General features: G+C 63.1%; 3 protein-coding genes. All 3 read left to right on the top strand.

Going from position 1 to position 19,510, the window contains the following annotated elements:
- The first annotated feature begins 261 nt into the window (after positions 1 to 261).
- From LOY68_RS32290 to LOY68_RS17600, 3 genes are read left to right on the top strand one after another with little or no spacing between them, the layout of a single operon-like run.
- Entirely contained in the window at positions 262 to 522 is a 261-nt protein-coding gene (locus LOY68_RS32290; RefSeq protein WP_413787156.1) for a hypothetical protein, read from the top strand.
- A complete protein-coding gene (locus LOY68_RS32285) occupies positions 519 to 6,242 on the top strand; it encodes an amino acid adenylation domain-containing protein (protein WP_413787155.1) in 5,724 nt (1,907 codons plus the stop codon). Before LOY68_RS32290 ends, LOY68_RS32285 begins: the two co-directional genes overlap by 4 nt.
- Positions 6,239 to 19,366 (top strand): non-ribosomal peptide synthetase, encoded by a 13,128-nt coding sequence (locus tag LOY68_RS17600; RefSeq protein ID WP_265038752.1) that lies wholly within the window; start codon positions 6,239 to 6,241, stop codon positions 19,364 to 19,366. Before LOY68_RS32285 ends, LOY68_RS17600 begins: the two co-directional genes overlap by 4 nt.
- Positions 19,367 to 19,510: the final 144 nt, after the last annotated feature.

Here is a 19,510-nt window from a genome sequence, read left to right as displayed (position 1 = left end):
AGGCGTTGCAGGCGTGATCAACCGCCACGACATCCTGCGCACCGCGATGGCTCTGGGAAGGGCTCGACGAACCGCAGCAGGTTGTCTGGCGCCATGCGCAACTGGGCCTGGACGAAGTAGCGCTGGCAGCGGCCGAAGGCGACGTCGCCGAACATACTGCGACAGCGTTTCGACGCGCGCCACTATGGCCTCGACATCACCCAGGCGCCGCTGCTGTGCTCAGGCTTTGCGCAGGATGCGGTCAACCAGCGCTGGGTCGCGATGCTGCTGTTCCACCACATGGCACTCGATCACACGGCGCTGGACGTGGTGCGCCACGAAATGCAGGCGCATCTGCTGGGTCAGTCCGACCAGTTGGGCACCGCCGTGCCATATCGCAACTACGTGGCCCAGGCGCGTCTGGGCGTCAGCGAACAAGCGCACGAAACCTTCTTCCGCGAGATGCTCGGCGACATTGACGAGCCGACACTGCCGTTCGGTTTGACCAGGTCCAGGGCGACGGACGCGGGATCGAAGAAGTGACGCAAGCCGTCGATCAGGCCCTGAGCCTGCGTCTGCGAGCACAGGCCCGGCGCCTCGGCGTGGGTGCCGCGAGCCTGGTGCATCTGGCCTGGGCTCAGGTGCTGGGCATGGCTAGCGGTCAGCCGGACGTGGTATTCGGCACCGTGCTGATGGGCCGGATGCAGGGCGGTGAGGGCGCCGATCGTGCCTTGGGCATGTTCATCAACACCTTGCCGATCCGCGTGCAGATTGACGCACAAAACGTCCGCGCCGCCGTCACCGCCACCCACGCACGACTGACCGGGCTGTTGGGGCATGAGCATGCCTCGCTGGCCCTGGCCCAGCGTTGCAGTGGCGTGGCCGCACCGGCGCCGCTGTTCAGCGCACTGTTGAACTACCGCCACAGTTCAGTCCAGCTGACCGATGAAGTGCTGTCCGCCTGGAGCGGCATGCACCTGCTGGCCAGCGAAGAACGCACCAACTACCCGCTGACCCTCAACGTTGATGACTTGGGCCAGGGCTTCAGCCTGACCGCGCAGGTCGAGGCGCAGATCGGCGCGCAACGCGTCTGCGGCTATATGCAGGTCGCGTTGGAAAGCCTCGTCCACGCCCTGGAGCACGCACCGCACAGCGCGATGCGCGATTTGGCTGTGTTGCCGATGGCAGAACGTCAACAACTGCTCGAGACCTGGAATGCACCGACCGGCGAATACGCCCATGACTCCACCATTCATGGTCTGTTTGAAGCGCAAGCAAGCGCACAACCTGATGCAGTGGCCGTGGTGTTCGGGGATCAATCGCTGACCTACGGCGAACTCAACGCCCGGGCCAATCAGGTCGCCCATCGCCTGCTGTCGTCGGGCATTCGCCCGGATGACCGGGTGGCGATTTGCGTCGAACGCGGCGTGGAAATGATCGTCGGCCTGCTGGGTATCCTGAAATCCGGCGCCGGCTACGTGCCGCTGGACCCTGCGTACCCGGCAGAGCGCATTGCCTACATGCTGGAAGACAGCACGCCCGTGGCGATCCTGGTTCACGCCGCCACCCGCGAGTTGCTGGCGGAAGAATCGGTGCGGGTGATCGACCTCGATTGCGCGTCGTTGCACAGCCAATCGACGACCAATCCGCCGATACCGGAGCTGACTTCGGCGCACCTGGCTTACGTGATCTACACCTCGGGTTCCACCGGCCTGCCGAAAGGCGTGATGGTCGAACACCGCAACGTCGCCCGGCTGTTTACCGCGACGCAGGCATGGTTCGATTTCGGCCCGCAGGATGTCTGGGCGCTGTTCCATTCCTTTGCGTTCGACTTCTCGGTCTGGGAAATCTGGGGGGCGTTGACCCATGGCGGCCGTCTGCTGGTGGTGCCGCAAGCAACCAGCCGTTCGCCGGACGAGTGTTATGCCTTGCTGTGCGAGGCCGGTGTCACGGTGCTCAACCAGACGCCGAGCGCGTTCCGTCAACTGATCGCCGCCCAAGGCGAAAACCCTAGAGCCCACAACCTGCGCCAGGTGATTTTCGGCGGCGAAGCGCTGGAGCCGGGCCTGCTCAAACCATGGTATGCCCGCGCGGTTAACGACCAGACGCAACTGGTCAACATGTACGGCATCACCGAAACCACGGTGCACGTTACTTATCGCCCACTGACAGCTGCGGATGCGCAACGGACCGGCGCCAGCCCGATTGGCGGGCGCATTCCGGATTTGCAGTTGTACATCCTCAATCCACAGCGCGAGCCGGTGCCGGTAGGTGTCATCGGTGAAATGTACGTCGGCGGTGCCGGCGTCGCCCGGGGTTACCTGAACCGCGACGAATTGACCGCCGAACGTTTCTTGAGCAACCCATTCAGCACCGAGCCGAACGCCCGCATGTACCGCACCGGTGACCTCGGTCGCTGGCTGGTGGACGGCACGGTCGAATACCTTGGCCGTAACGATGAGCAGGTGAAGATTCGCGGTTTCCGCATTGAACTGGGTGAGATCCAGGCCACGTTGGCTACCTGCGCAGGCGTCAGTGAAGCGCTGGTCATCGCCCGCGAAGATGCGCCGGGTGACAAGCGCCTGGTGGCGTATGTGATTGCCGAGGACGGCGCGCAACTTAGCGCCACCGAGTTGCGCGCCCAACTGCTGGACACCCTCGCCGACTACATGGTGCCAAGTGCGTTCGTGACGTTGACGGCGTTCCCGCTGACCGCCAATGGCAAGCTCGACCGCAAGGCACTGCCGGCGCCGGATCAGGCCTCGGTGGCGTCCCAGGCCTACGCCGCCCCACAAGGCATCGTCGAAACAACACTCGCGTCCATCTGGCAAGAGCTGCTGGACCTTGAACAAATCGGCCGTCACGACAACTTCTTTGAACTGGGCGGCCACTCGCTGCTCGCGGTGAAGTTGATCGAGCGCATGCGCCACGCCGGTTTGAGCGCCGACGTGCGGGTGCTGTTCGGCCAACCGACCCTGGCGGCGCTGGCGGCTGCGGTCGGTGGCTACACCGAAGTGATCGTGCCGCTGAATCGGATTGCTGCCGATTGCCAACGCATCACCCCGGACATGCTGCCCCTGGCGCGTCTGGAGCAGTCGGCGATTGATCACATCGTCTCGATGGTGCCTGGCGGCGTCAGTAATGTGCAGGACATCTACCCGCTGGCGCCTTTGCAGGAGGGGATCTTGTATCACCACCTCGCGGCCGCCCAGGGTGATCCGTACCTGCAATACGTGATGTTCGGCTTCGACAGCTTCGCGCGCCTGAACAGTTTCAGTCAGGCGCTGCAAGCCGTGGTCGCCCGCCACGACATCCTGCGCACCGGTGTGCTGTGGGAAGGTCTGGCCGAACCGATGCAAGTGGTCTGGCGTGACGCGCGACTGGTGGTAGAAGCGGTGGAGCTGGAACCGGTGGCCGGCGATATCGCCACCCAGCTGCACCAGCAATTCGACCCACGGCACTATCGCCTGGACATCCGCGAAGCACCGATGATGCGCATCGCCTATGCGCAGGACACGGCGAATCAGCGCTGGGTCGGCATCTTGCTGTTCCATCACCTGGTGGACGATGCCACGTCGCTGGCGGTGCTGGCCTCGGAAATCGAGGCGCATATGCTCGGCCAGGCACAACGCCTGCCGATGTCGGTGCCGTACCGCAATTACGTGGCCCAGGCTCGACTCGGTGTCAGCCGCGAGGCCCACGAAGCGTTCTTCCGCGACATGCTCGGCGAGGTCGACGAACCGACCTTGCCGTTCGGCTTGCAAGACGTGCAAGGCGATGGCAGCGGCATCGAGGAAGTACGCGAGGACATCGACGCCGACCTCAGCCGTCGCTTGCGAGTGCAGGCCCGTCAGCTCGGGGTGAGTGCGGCGAGCCTGTATCACCTGGTCTGGGCGCAGGTATTGGCCAAGGTTTCGGGCCGCGACGACGTGGTGTTCGGCACCGTGCTGATCGGCCGCATGCAGGCCGGCGAGGGCGCTGATCGTGCCTTGGGCATGTTCATCAACACCTTGCCGTTGCGCGTGCAAGTGGGCGAACAGGCGGTGCGTGCCGGCGTGAAAGCCACGCACAAACAACTGACCGCGCTGTTGGGCCACGAGCACGCCTCGCTGGTGCTGGCACAACGTTGCAGCGGCGTGGCAGCACCGACGCCGCTGTTCAGTGCCTTGCTCAATTACCGCCATACCGGAGCGATGACCTCGAAGGAAGCGTTGTCAGCCTGGAATGGCATCGAATTGCTCAGCGGCGAAGAACGCACCAACTACCCGTTGACCTTGTCGGTGGATGATCAGGGCGAGTCGTTCAGCTTCACCGTCATGACCCCGGCGCGGATCGGTGCGCAGCGTATCTGCGGTTATGTGCAGCAGACGTTGCAAGGCCTGATCGGCATGCTCGAACAGACCCCGGATGCGCCGCTGCACCAATTGTCGATCCTGCCGACTGCCGAATCCGAGCAGTTGCGGGTGACGTTCAACGCCACCGAGCGCGATTACCCACGGGACCTGTTGATTCACGAACTGATCGAGCAGCAAGTCGCACGCCGTCCCGAGGCCTGTGCGGTGAGCGATGACAGCGGCGATGTCCTGACCTACGCCGCGCTCAATCGCCGGGCTAACCAAGTCGCCCATCAGTTGATCGAACTCGGCGTCGGTCCTGATGCGCGGGTTGCCGTGTGCCTGCGCCGTAGCCCGGAAATGGTGATTGCGCTGCTGGCGATCCTCAAGGCCGGCGGCGCCTATGTGCCAATCGACCCGGACCTGCCGGACGCTCGCCGCGAATACATGCTCGACGACAGCGCGCCGTTGGCGGTGTTGAGCAGCGCAGAACTGGCGCAAACCCTGCCAGAGCTGAGCGCGCCGGTGTTGGTGCTGGATCGCGATTCCCCTGACTTCCCCGATACCAACCCGCAAGTGTCGGGCCTCAACGCCACGCACCTGGCCTACGTGCTCTACACCTCGGGCTCGACCGGCATGCCCAAAGGCGTGATGAACGAGCATCGCGGCGTGGTCAATCGCCTGCTCTGGGCGCGAGATGAATACCGCGTCGATGAAACCGACCGCGTCCTGCAAAAGACTCCATTCGGCTTCGACGTCTCGGTCTGGGAATTCTTCCTGCCGTTGCTGGCCGGTGCGCAACTGGTGATGGCGCGTCCCGGCGGCCATCAGGAACCGGATTACATCGCGCAGACCATTCGCAGCGCTGGCATCACCCTGTTGCACTTCGTGCCGTCGATGCTCGAGCTGTTCCTGGAACGTCGCGACAGCCAAGGCTTCCCTGGCTTGCGTCGAGTGCTGTGCAGTGGCGAGGCATTGCCCCGCAGTTTGCAAAAACGCTTCGAACAACAACTGGCCGAGGTCGAGCTGCACAACCTTTACGGACCGACAGAGGCCGCCATCGACGTCACCGCGTGGCAGTGCCGTCCGACGGATCAGGGCGACAGCGTGCCGATTGGCCGACCGATCGCCAACATCCAGATCCACATCCTCGACAACCACGGCGCGCCAACGCCACTGGGCATTGCCGGAGAAATCAATATCGGTGGCGTCGGCGTGGCTCGGGGTTATCTGAACCTGCCGGAACTGAGCGCTGAGCGCTTTGTGGCTGATCCGTTTTCCTCGGATCCGCATGCTCGACTGTACAAAACCGGTGACCTCGGTCGCTGGCTGCCCGACGGCTCGGTTGAGTACCTGGGCCGTAACGACTTCCAGGTGAAGATTCGCGGTTTCCGCATTGAGTTGGGCGAGATTGAAGCCAAGTTGGCCAATCACCCTGAGGTCAAGGAAACCGTGGTACTGGCCCGTGAAGACGTGCCGGGCGAGAAACGCCTGGTGGCTTACTACACGACCCCGGGTGGCGCGCTGGAGGTGGAAATCCTGCGCTCGCACCTGCAAAGCCGGCTGCCGACCTACATGGTCCCGGCGGCTTATGTACACCTCGAGGCCTTGCCGCTGACCGCCAACGGCAAACTCGACCGCAAGGCGCTGCCGGCGCCGGACCTCGCGTCACTGATCACCCGCGGCTACGAAGCGCCTATCGGCGACACCGAAATCACCCTGGCCCAACTCTGGGCGGAAGTTCTCAACGTGGAGCGCGTTGGCCGTCACGATCACTTCTTCGAACTCGGCGGGCACTCGCTGCTGGCCGTCAGCCTGATGGAGCGCATGCGCCAGGAAGGCCTGGAAGCGGATGTCAGGACGTTGTTCGAGCAACCCACGCTCTCGGAATACGCAGCAACGACAGAAAAAATGGAGATTGTCCTGTGACTGTGATCGAACTGTTGGCAACACTAAAAGAAAAAGACGTACAGCTCTCAGTCAAAGGTGACCAGCTTGTTGTTCGAGGCCGCAAACAGTCTCTGGGCGAACCGGCCGTGCTGGCCTTACTGCGTGAGCACAAAGCGACGCTGATCGAGTTGATCCAGACCGGGCAATACGACGCCAGCAAGGCCGGCGAAATCGAGATCCCTGGCAACGGCATACCGCTCGGCTGCACGCGCATCACGCCGTCGATGCTGACCCTGGTGAGCCTGGATCAACCGGCCATCGAGCGCATTGTCGCCACGGTGCCGGGCGGTGCGGCCAACGTGCAGGACATTTATCCGTTGGCGCCGTTGCAGGAAGGGATTCTTTATCACCACCTGACCGCCAGCCAGGGCGATCCCTACGTCCTGCAAGCACAGTTCAGCATCACCACCCGTGAACGCCTGGCGGATTTTGCCGACGCGTTGCAAAGCGTGGTCGATCGTCACGACATCCTGCGCACCGCCATCGTCCGCGAAGGCCTGGATGAACCGGTGCAAGTGGTGTGGCGCCATGCGCGCCTGGGCCTGCAAGACATCAGCGCCGAGATTGTCGACGGCGATGCCATGGCGCAACTGCAAGCGCGTTTCGACCCACGTCATCATCGGCTTGACGTCAGCCAGGCGCCGCTGCTGTTGCTGGTGTTCGCCGAAGACCCGCTGAACCAGCGCTGGGTCGCGATGTTGCTTTTTCACCACATGGCCCTCGACCATGCGGCGCTCGCCGTGGTCCAGCATGAAATGCAGGCGTACCTGATGGGGCAGGCCGAGCAGTTGCAAGCTGCCGTGCCGTACCGCAACTACGTCGCGCGCACTCGGCAGGCCGGTCAGCGCCAGGCCGACGAAGCGTTTTTCGGCGAGATGCTCGGTGATGTCGACGAACCGACCTTGCCCTTTGGCCAGCAGGATGTGCTGGGCGACGGCAGCGCCATCGAAGAAATCCAGCGTCCATTGCCATCGGAACTGAGCCGTCGCCTGCGAGCACAGGCGCGATTGGTCGGAGTCAGCGCCGCGAGCGTGATCCACCTCGCCTGGGCTCAAGTGCTGGGCTGTGTGTCGGGGCGTGAAGATGTAGTGTTTGGCACGGTGATGCTGGGGCGCATGCAGGCTTCGGAAAACATGAGCCGGGCGCTGGGCATGTTCATCAACACCTTGCCGCTGCGGGTCGGCGTGGGCGCGCAGAGCGTGCGCGACGGGGTCAAGTCCACCCATGCGCGGCTCAGCACCTTGCTCAGTCACGAATACGCGTCCCTGGCATTGGCCCAGCGCTGCAGCGGAGTGGCGGCGCCGACGCCGTTGTTCAGCGCCTTGTTGAATTATCGCCACAGCACCAGCGCGACCCAGGCGATCCCGGCCGACGCGAGCCTGGCCTGGCGCGGCATCGAAACCCTCAGCGCTCAGGAACGCACCAACTACCCGCTGATTATCTCGGTCGACGACTTCGCCGATGACTTTGCCCTGACCGTGCAGGCGAGTGCGCAGATCGGTGCGGCGCGCCTGTGCGACTACATGCAGACCGCCGTCGAAAGCCTGGTCGCAGCGCTGGAAGAGGCCCCGGATTCGCGGCTCAACAGCCTGTTGATCCTGCCGGCCGCCGAGCGAGAACAGGTGTTGCTCACGTTCAACCAGACCGATCGCGAGTACCCCCGGCAGCAGACCGTTCACGCCTTGTTCGAAGCCCAGGCCGAGGCGCGCCCCGACGCGCCTGCCGCCGTAGAGGCCGGGAAAACCCTGACCTATGCCGAGCTGAACGCCAAGGCCGAACGCCTGGCCGCACACCTGACCAGCCTTGGCCTGCAACCCGGCGAAGCGGTGGCGATCCTGTTGCCACGCTCTTTGGATTTGCTGGTCAGCCAACTGGCAATCCTCAAATGCGCAGCGGTGTATGTGCCGCTGGACATCAATGCGCCCGCCGAACGCCAGCACTTCATGCTGCAAGACAGCCGCGCCGTCCTGGCCTTGACCCGCAGTGGCGAAGTATTGGCCGATGGCGTGCGCCGGGTGGATCTGGATACGCTTGATTTCGCTAATCAATCAGCCCGCAACACACCGAGCCTGCAGTCCAGCGAAACCCCGGCGTACATCATGTACACCTCGGGCTCTACCGGCACCCCCAAAGGCGTGCTCGTACCACACCGGGCGATCAGCCGACTGGTGATCAACAACGGCTATGCCGATTTCAATTCAGCGGACCGGGTGGCCTTCGCCTCCAATCCGGCCTTCGATGCCAGCACCCTGGAAGTCTGGGCACCGTTGCTCAATGGCGGTTGCGTGGTGGTGGTCGAGCAGGAGGTGCTGCTGTCCCAGTCACGTTTGCGCGAATGGTTGCTGGCGCAATCGGTGAGTGTGTTGTGGATGACGGCGGGGCTGTTCCATCAATACGCCGATGGCCTGATGACGGTGTTCGGGCAGTTGCGTTACCTGATTGTCGGGGGCGATGTGCTGGATCCGGCGGTGATCGGCCGCGTCCTGCGGGACGGCGCGCCGCAGCATCTGCTCAATGGCTACGGCCCGACCGAAGCCACGACCTTTTCCACCACGTTCGAGATTACCTCGGTCGGCGCCGGCAGCATTCCGATTGGCCGGCCGATCGGCAACACGCGGGTCTACGTGCTCGACGCACAGCTTCGCGCCGTACCCTTGGGCGTGCCCGGTGAGCTGTTTATCGCTGGCGCGGGGGTTGCCAACGGCTATCTGAACCGTCCCGAATTGAGTGCGGAAAAATTCATCGCCGACCCGTTCAACGGTCAATCGATGTACCGCACCGGCGACCTTGGGCGCCACTTGCCGGACGGCAGCATTGAGTACCTGGGCCGCAACGACGACCAGGTGAAAATCCGTGGCTACCGCATCGAACTGGGTGAAATCGAAGCCCGCTTGGCGCAACACGAAAGCGTGAAAGACGCGGTGGTGCTGGTACGTGAAGACGTGCCCGGGGAAAAACGCCTGGTGGCCTATTTCACCGGCAATGGCACGGCGGACCTCGACAGCCTGCGTACTCATCTGCAATCGGCGCTGCCGGACTACATGGTACCGGCCGCCTATGTGCAGCTCGACCGCTTGCCGTTGACCGCCAACGGCAAGCTCGACCGCAAGGCGCTGCCGGTGCCGGACCTGGCGTCCATCGTCACCCGGGGTTATGAAGCGCCGCAGGGCGAAATCGAAATTACCCTGGCGCGGCTCTGGGCGCAGGTGCTTAACGTCGAGCGCGTCGGTCGTCACGATCACTTCTTCGAACTGGGCGGGCATTCGCTGCTGGCGGTCAACCTGATCGAGCAAATGCGTCAGGTCGACCTCAGCGCCGACGTGCGCGTGCTGTTCGGCCAGCCAACCTTGGCAGCCCTGGCCGCCGCTGTGGGTGGCGGCAACGAAATCCAGGTGCCGGCGAATGGCATCACCCCGGACTGCCAGCGGATCACCCCGGCGATGTTGCCGCTGGCCACGCTGGATCAGGAAGCGATTGATCGCATCGTCGCCACGGTTCCCGGCGGCACGGCCAACGTGCAGGATATTTACCCGTTGGCGCCGTTGCAGGAAGGCATTCTCTACCACCATATTTCCGCCGGGCAGGGCGACCCTTACGTCCTGCAATCGCTGTTTGCCTTCGACAGCGAGACGCGTCTTCAAGCGTTCACCCAGGCGTTGCAAGGCGTAATCGACCGCCACGATATCTTGCGCACGGCGGTGCTTTGGGAGGGCCTGGAGCAACCGGTGCAAGTGGTCTGGCGCCAGGCCCGGCTCGGCGTCGAGCACGTGGCGTTGAACACCGACGACGGCGATGTCGTGACCCAGTTGCACGCGCGTTTCGACTCGCGTCATCACCGTCTCGATATCCGCCAGGCGCCGCTGATGTGCCTGCGGGTGGCCGAGGACCCGGCCAATCAGCGTTGGGTCGCGATGTTGCTGTTCCACCACATCGCCCTCGACCACACCGCGCTGGAAGTGGTGCAACAGGAAATGCAGGCGCATTTGCTGGGTCAGGAAAGTGGTCTGTCCGCGGCGATGCCGTACCGCAACTACGTGGCCCAGGCACGCTTGGGTGTCAGTCAGATGCAGCACGAAGACTTTTTCCGCGAGATGCTCGGCGATATCGACGAGCCGACGCTGCCTTTCGGCTTGCAACAGGTGCAGGGCGACGGCAGTGGCATTGAGGAAGCCAAACTTGAGGTGAACGCCGAGCTGAGCCGACGCCTGCGGGCCCAGGCGCGGCAGCTTGGCGTCAGCGCCGCCAGCCTGCATCACTTGGCCTGGGCGCAGGTCATCGGGCGTTTGTCCGGGCGCGAAGACGTGGTGTTCGGCACCGTGCTGATGGGCCGGATGCAGGGCGGCGACGGCGCGGACCGTGCGCTGGGGATGTTCATCAACACCTTGCCGCTGCGGGTCAATTTGGACGAGCAGGGCGTGCGCGTCGGGGTCAAGGCCACGCATGTGCGGCTGACGGCATTGCTCGGTCACGAACATGCTTCGCTGGCCTTGGCTCAGCGTTGCAGCCGCGTGGCATCCCCGGCGCCGCTGTTCAGCGCCTTGCTCAATTACCGCCACAGCGCGACCGGCGAAGTCTCGGCTGAAGCCACGAGCGCGTGGCAGGGTATGGAAAACCTTGGTGCCGAAGAACGCACCAATTATCCGCTGACCCTGTCGGTGGATGACCTGGGCGCTGGTTTCCTGCTGAGCGCCCTGGTGCAGAAAGGCATCGGCGCCGCACGTATCTGCGCCTACATGCACACCGCGCTGGAGCAGTTGGCCCAGGCGCTGGAACAGGCGCCGCAAACACCGCTGCGTCACCTTGAGATTTTGCCGGATGCTGAGCGCCATCAATTGCTGGTGGATTTCAACGCCACCACCCGCGCCTATCCCCAGGACAAAACCGTCCTGGCGCTGTTCGAAGCGCAAGTGGCACGTACACCGGACGCGGTCGCGGCGGTGCACGGTCAGGAAACGTTGAGTTATGCCGCATTGAATCTGCGGGCCAACCAACTGGCGCATCACCTGATCGGCCTGGACGTGCAACCGGACGATCGCGTGGCGATCCTGCTGCCGCGTTCCCTCGACTTGCTGGCCAGCCAACTGGCGGCGCTCAAATGCGCGGCGGCCTATGTGCCGCTGGATCGCAATGCGTCCCTGGAACGCCAGCGCTTCATGCTGGAAGACAGCCAGGCCTCGGTGTTGCTGACGTTCAGCGATCAGGATGCGCCCGAGGGCGCGCGCCGTATCGATCTGGACGCATTGGATCTGCACGGCGAGGCCATCCACGATCCGGCGCTGAGCCAGTCCGCCGAAACCATCGCCTACATCATGTACACCTCCGGTTCCACCGGCCAGCCCAAGGGCGTGCTGGTGCCGCACCGGGCGATCAATCGGCTGGTGATCAACAACGGTTATGCCGATTTCAATGCGCAGGACCGCATCGCTTTCGCTTCGAACCCGGCGTTCGACGCCAGCACCATGGACGTGTGGGGCGCCTTGCTCAATGGCGGCCGGGTGATTGTGATCGACCACGAAACCCTGCTGGAACCGTCACGCTTCGCCGCCGTCCTGACCGAATCCGGCGCGACGGTGTTGTTCGTCACCACGGCGATCTTCAATCAATATGTGCAGCTGATCCCGCATGCCATCGGTGGCCTGCGCATCCTGCTGTGTGGCGGTGAACGGGCGGATGCGGCGTCCTTCCGGCGCTTGTTGAGCCTGGCGCCGAATCTGCGTCTGGTGCACTGCTACGGCCCGACCGAAACCACTACTTACGCCACCACCTATGAAGTGAAAGCCGTGGCGCCCGACGCTGAAAGCGTGCCGATTGGCGGGCCGATTTCCAACACGCAACTCTATCTGCTCGACGCTCGCCAGCAGCTCGCCCCGCTGGGCGTGGTCGGCGAAATCTACATCGGTGGTCGTGGTGTGGCGAAGGGTTACCTCAATCGCCCGGAACTGACGGCGCAGGCGTTTATCGCCGACCCGTTCAGCGATGAGCCCGGCGCCTTGCTGTACCGCACCGGCGATCTGGGACGTTGGTTGTCCGAGGGCCAGTTGGAATGCCTGGGACGCAATGATGATCAAGTGAAGATTCGCGGCTTCCGCATCGAACTCGGTGAGATCGAGGCCAAACTGGCTGCTTGCGCAGGCGTGAAGGACACCGTGGTATTGGTCCGGGCCGATGAGTCCGGCGAAAAACGCCTGGTCGCCTACGTGGTGGCGCAACCCGAGCTCACGCCGACGGTGGCGTGGTTGCGCGAGCAATTGTCCGCGTCCTTGTCCGAATACATGGTGCCGAGCGCGTTCGTGATCCTGCCGGTGTTTCCCCTGACCCTGAATGGCAAGATCGATCGCAAAGCGCTGCCCGCGCCACAAGCCGACGCCTTCGCGAGTCAGGCCTACGAGGCGCCGCAAGGTGAGATCGAACAGACCCTGGCCGGTTTGTGGGCAGACCTGCTGAATGTGGAGCAGGTCGGTCGTCGCGATAACTTCTTTGAACTGGGCGGGCATTCGCTGTTGGCCATGCGCCTGATCGAACGGATGCGCCAGGTTGATCTGGCTGTGGATGTGCGGGTGCTGTTCAGCCAGCCGACGCTGCTGGCGCTGGCCGCCGCCGTGGGCGGACACGCCGAAGTGGTGGTGCCGGCCAACGCGATCGTCGAAGGCTGTGAACGCATTACCCCGGCGATACTGCCGCTGGCGACCTTGAGCCAGTCGGCGATAGACCGGATCGTCGAAAGCGTGCCCGGCGGCGTCGCGAATGTGCAGGACATCTATCCACTGGCGCCGTTGCAGGAAGGCATCCTGTTTCACCACCTTTCGGCGGAACACGGCGATCCCTACGTGCTGCAATCGCAATTCGGCTTTGAGAGCCGTGCGCGTTTCAATGATTTCGCCCAAGCGCTGCAACAGGTAATCAACCGCCATGACATCCTCCGGACCTCGATGGCCTGGGAAGGACTGGCGGAACCGATGCAAGTGGTGTGGCGCCAGGCACCGCTGGTGTGCGAGCAGTTTGAGCCGGCCAGCGGCGATGTCGCCCAGCAGTTGTATGCGCATTTCGATGCCCGGCATTACCGCCTCGATGTGCGTCAGGCGCCGATGCTGCGCCTGGTGTTTGCCGAGGACGTGGCCAACCAACGCTGGGTCGCGACGCTGTTGTTCCACCATATGGTGCTCGACCACACGGCGCTGGAAACCCTGGAACATGAAATGCAGGCGCATTTGCTCGGTCACGGGCAGCGTCTGGGCGCTGCGGTGCCGTATCGCAACTACGTGGCGCAGGCGCGGCTGGGTGTCACTCAGGATCAGCACGAAGCGTTCTTCCGCGAGATGCTTGGCGATATCGATGAGCCGACCCTGCCGTTTGGGTTGCAGGATGTGCAGGGCGATGGCACCGGCGTGACTGAAGTGAAACGCGCGGTTGATGCCGGGTTGAGCCAGCGCCTACGCGCCCAGGCCCGGCAACTCGGGGTTAGCGCCGCCAGCGTGGTGCATTTGGCCTGGGCCCAGGTGTTGGGGCGGGTCAGTGGTCGCGACGAAGTGGTTTTCGGCACCGTGCTGTTGGGGCGGATGCAGGGCGGCGAGGGCGCCGACCGCGCGCTGGGGATGTTCATCAACACCTTGCCGTTGCGGGTCAGCCTAGGCGGGCAAGGTGCAGGTGCGGCGGTGAAAGCCACCCACATGCGCTTGACCGGCCTGCTCGGTCACGAACACGCGCCGCTGGCATTGGCCCAGCGTTGCAGCGGCGTGGTCGCGCCGACGCCACTGTTCAGCGCCATGCTCAACTATCGCCATAGCGCTACCGAAGTCACTGAACAAATGGTCTCGGCCTGGCAAGGCATCGAGGCGCTGGGCGGTGAGGAACGCACCAACTATCCGCTGACACTGGCCGTGGATGACGAGGGCCAGGGTTTCAGTCTGGTAGTTCAGGCCGTGGAAGGGATCGATGCGCAGCGGATCGGCGATTACATGCAGATTGCGCTTGAGCGTTTGGTTAACGCACTGGAACAGGCGCCGGAAACGCCGCTGCATCAACTCGATAGCCTGCCGGACGCAGAGCGTCGGCAGTTGCTGGAGACCTTCAACGCTACGGCGGTCGAGTATCCGCAGGGTTTGACCTTGCATGGGATGTTTGAAGCGCAGGTGGCTTCGGGGCCGGATGCGATTGCGGTGAGCTTTGAAAACAGTCACTGGACGTATACCGAACTGAATCGCCATGCCAACCAGATTGCCCATCGCTTGATTGAACTGGGTATTCGCCCGGATGACCGCGTCGCGATTTGCGTGGACCGTAGCCTGGAGATGGTCGCGGGGTTGCTGGGGATTCTGAAATCTGGTGCCGCGTATGTGCCGCTGGATCCGGATTACCCGGCTGATCGGTTGGCTTACATGCTGGAGAACAGTGCGCCGGCGGTGGTTCTGACGCAGCATTCATTGCAGGCAAGCCTGCCGGCGACAAATGCACAGATTCTGCTGCTGGACGGGGACGGTTTCTCGACGCAGCCGACTGTGGATCCTTTGGTAGAAGGACTGAAATCAGAAAATCTGGCCTACGTGATCTACACCTCCGGCTCAACCGGGATGCCCAAAGGCGTGATGAACGAACACGCCGGTGTGGTTAACCGTCTGCTGTGGATGCAGGACGAATACCAACTGACGCCGTCAGACACCGTGCTGCAAAAGACCCCATTCAGTTTCGACGTCTCGGTCTGGGAATTTTTCTGGCCACTGTTCACCGGCGCACGCCTGGTCATGGCGCGTCCCGGTGGCCACCGCGAGCCTTCCTACCTGCGCGAAGTGATCCAATCCGAACGCATCACCACGCTGCACTTTGTGCCGTCGATGCTCGACGTGTTCCTCGCCGCTGGCGACGTCAGCGACTGCAAAGGTCTGGTGCGAGTGATGTGCAGCGGCGAGGCGCTACCGGGTCAACTGGTTCGGCGCTTCAAGCTGCAACTGCCGGGCACCGAGTTGCACAACCTCTACGGTCCGACCGAAGCCGCCGTCGATGTCACCGCGTGGAACTGCGCCGGTCCCGATACGCCGGACAGCACGCCCATCGGTAAACCGGTGGCCAACACCCAAATCTACCTGCTCGATGCCCATCAACAACCTGTGCCCATGGGCGTAGCGGGGGAGATCTACATCGCTGGCGTTCAAGTCGCCCGTGGTTATCTGCACCGTCCTGAGCTGACAGTCGAACGCTTCCTGACCGACCCGTTCAGCACCACGCAAAATGCACGGATGTACCGCACCGGCGACCTCGGTCGCTATCTCGCGGACGGCAATATTATTTACCTGGGCCGCAACGACGATCAGGTCAAGATCCGCGGTTTCCGAATCGAACTGGGCGAAATCGAAGCCCGTCTCGCCGAGCATCCAGCGGTCGCGGAAGCGGTGATCCTGGCCCGGGAGGACGCCAGTGGCGACAAGCGTCTGGTGGCCTATTACACAACACCGACAACGGACGAACCCCTCGACATCGAGACCCTGCGTGCCTACCTGCAAGCCCGACTGCCGGAGCACATGATCCCGGCAGCCTACGTGCATCTCGATGCATTGCCGCTGACCCCGAACGGCAAACTGGATCGCAAGGCGCTACCGGCGCCGGACGCGGATTCGGTGATCAGCCGTGGTTATGAAGCACCGCAGGGTGAAGTGGAAATCACCCTGGCGCAGCTCTGGAGCGACTTGCTCAACGTCGAGCAGGTCGGGCGTCACGATCATTTCTTCGAATTGGGCGGGCACTCATTGCTGGCGGTGAAGCTGATCGAGCAGATGCGTCAGGTCGGATTGAGCGCCGACGTGCGCGTGCTGTTCGGCCAGCCGACGCTGATGGCGCTGGCGGCGGCCGTGGGCGGAAGCAGCGAGATCGTGGTGCCGGTCAACGGCATCCCGGACGGCTGTGAACGGATCACCCCGGACATGCTGCCGCTGGCGCAACTGGATCAAGCGACGATTGATCAGATTGTCGCGAGAGTGCCCGGTGGCGCACGCAATGTGCAGGACATCTATCCGCTGGCGCCGTTGCAGGAAGGGATTTTGTATCACCACCTCGCGGCGGCCCAAGGCGATCCGTACTTGCAATACGTGGTGTTCGGTTTCGACAGCTTTGCCCGTCTGGAAGGTTTCAGTGAGGCGCTGCAAGCCGTGGTCGCCCGTCACGACATTCTGCGTACCGGCGTGCAATGGGAAGGCCTGGCCGAAGCGGTGCAAGTGGTCTGGCGCGATGCGCCGTTGGCCTTTGAGTCCGTGGCGCTGGACCCGGCGCACGGCGACATCGCCACGCAACTGCACGAACGTTTCGACCCGCGCCACTATCGCCTGGACATCCGCCAGGCGCCGATGATGCGTATCGCTTACGCGCAGGACACCGCGAACCAGCGCTGGATCGGCATGCTGCTGTTCCATCACTTGGTCGACGACGCCACCTCCCTGGCGGTGCTGGCCTCGGAAATCGAGGCGCATATGCTCGGCCAGGGGCAACGTCTGGCGGCGTCGGTGCCGTACCGCAACTACGTGGCCCAGGCGCGGTTGGGTGTCAGCCGTGAAAAACACGAAGCGTTTTTCCGCGAGATGCTCGCCGATGTCGATGAGCCGACGTTGCCCTTCGGTTTGCAGGATGTGCAAGGGGATGGCAGCGGTATAGAGGACCTTCGCCAGGACGTCGACGCCGACCTCAGTCGCCGTTTGCGCCTGCAGGCCCGACAGCTCGGCGTGAGTGCGGCGAGCCTGTATCACCTGGTCTGGGGCCAGGTGCTAGCCAAGATCTCGGGCAAGGACGATGTGGTGTTCGGCACGGTGCTGATCGGCCGCATGCAGGGCGGCGAAGGTGCCGATCGGGCGCTGGGGATGTTCATCAACACCTTGCCATTGCGGGTGACGCTGGGCGCGCAAAGTGTGCGCGACGGCGTCAAGGCCACCCATGCGCGACTCACCGCGTTGTTGGGGCACGAGCACGCTTCCCTGGCGCTGGCGCAACGTTGCAGTGGCGTGGAAGCACCGACGCCGCTGTTCAGCGCCTTGCTCAACTACCGTCATGCGTCCGCGACGGCCTCGACCGAGGCGCTGTCGGCCTGGAGCGGGATCGAGATGCTCAGCGGCGAAGAGCGCACCAACTACCCACTGACTTTGTCGGTGAACGACCTGGGCGAAGGCTTCAGCTTCACGGTCATGACCCCGGCGCGGATCGGCGCGCAGCGTATCTGCGGCTATGTACAGACTGCGTTGGAAAGTCTGGTGCGGGCGTTGGAGCATGGACCGAAGGCGCCGCTGCATGGTTTGCGGATTTTGCCGGCGGATGAGCGGTTGAAACTGCTGGTCGAGTTTAATGCGACTGAGGCTGCGTACCCGTTGGACGAGACGGTTCATGGGTTGTTTGAGGCTCAGGTGGAGCGTACGCCGGATGCCGTGGCCGTGGTTTATGGCTTGGAACAGTTGAGCTATCGCGAGTTGAATGAACGGGCGAACCGGTTGGCGCATTACCTGCGCGGGCAGGGCGTAAGGCCGGATTCGCGAGTGGCGATTTGTGTAGAACGTAGTGCCGACATGGTCGTCGGGTTGCTGGCGATTCTGAAGGCGGGCGGGGGTTATGTGCCGCTGGATCCTGCATATCCGCTGGATCGGATTGCCTACATGTTGCAGGACAGCGCGCCGGCGGTGGTGTTGGCGCAAGCCTCGACATTAGGACTGTTAGCTCAAGCGTCGATGCCGGTGATCGATCTGGATAGCAGCATTTGGCAGGATGAATCCGTCTCCAATCCTGTGATTGAAGGGTTGACCTCTGCGCATCTGGCTTATGTGATCTACACCTCGGGTTCGACCGGTTTGCCGAAAGGCGTGATGATCGAACACCGCAACACGGTGAATTTCCTGACTTGGGCGCATCGTTCATTCGACGGTGTCACATTGGCTAAAACCCTGTTCGCGACCTCGCTGAACTTCGACCTGGCGGTCTACGAATGCTTCGCGCCGCTGACCTCGGGCGGCAGCATCAATGTCGTGACCAACGTATTAGAACCGCGAGACGACATCACCCTGATTAACACCGTGCCTTCAGCACTCAAGGCGTTACTGGAATCCGGCGGACTCAGCAAAAGCGTGCACACAGTCAACGTCGCCGGTGAAGCGCTAAAAAGAAGCTTGGTCGAAAACCTGTTCGAACAGACCAGCGTTCAGCGCCTGTGCAACCTCTACGGCCCTTCGGAAACCACCACGTACTCAAGTTGGGTATCAATGGACCGCGAAGACGGTTTCGCCGCCCACATCGGCAAACCCGTGGCCAACACCCAGTTCTACCTGCTAGATGAACATCAACAACCGGTTCCATTGGGCGTCCCCGGCGAAATCTACATCGGCGGCGCCGGCGTGGCGCGCGGTTACCTGAACCGCGACGACCTCACCGCCGAACGCTTCCTCACCGACCCATTCCGCACTAACGCCCGCATGTATCGTACCGGCGACCTAGGCCGTTACCTGAAAGACGGCAACATCGAGTACCTCGGCCGCAACGACGATCAGGTCAAAATCCGTGGCTTCCGCATCGAACTCGGCGAGATCGAAGCCAAACTCACCCAACACGAGGACATCCACGAAACCGTCATCCTCGCCCGCGAAGACGTGCCCGGCGAAAAACGCCTGGTCGCCTATTACACCGCCCGGGCAACCCTCGACATCGACGCATTACGCCGCCATCTGCAAGCGCAACTCCCGGACTACATGATCCCGGCGGCCTACGTGCATCTCGACAACTTGCCGCTGACCCCCAACGGCAAACTCGACCGCAAGGCGCTGCCGGCACCCGACAGCAGCGCGTATTCCACCCGTCACTATGAAGCCCCGGTGGGCGACATCGAGACGAAACTCGCGGTGCTGTGGGCCGAGCTGCTGAAGGTCGAACGGGTGGGGCGCCATGACCACTTCTTTGAACTCGGCGGGCATTCGCTGTTGGCGGTCAGCCTGATCGAGCGCATGCGTCAGGACAACATGGAGGCCGATGTCCGCGTGCTGTTCGGTGCGCCGACACTCGCGTCGGTGGCGGCCGCCGTGGGCCAGGTGCAACGGGTCGACGTGCCGCTGACGACCATCCCCGCGCTCACGCGCAAACGCCGTATCTGATTGATCCGCGATCCCGATCCGATGGGGTTCTCCCATCGGATTGCCGGCCTCCGCACAAATCTGCAGCGCTCGACGCCGGGGCTTGTCCCTGCTTCCCATGACAGACATTCAGCCCCGAATGTTCTAATTTTTTCGACCAGTAAA

This window comes from Pseudomonas sp. B21-053 (assembly GCF_026016365.1).
Taxonomy (GTDB): Bacteria; Pseudomonadota; Gammaproteobacteria; order Pseudomonadales; family Pseudomonadaceae; genus Aquipseudomonas; species Aquipseudomonas nunensis.
Note: the sequence above shows the minus strand (reverse complement) of the source record. Positions and strands in the feature narration are given on the sequence as shown.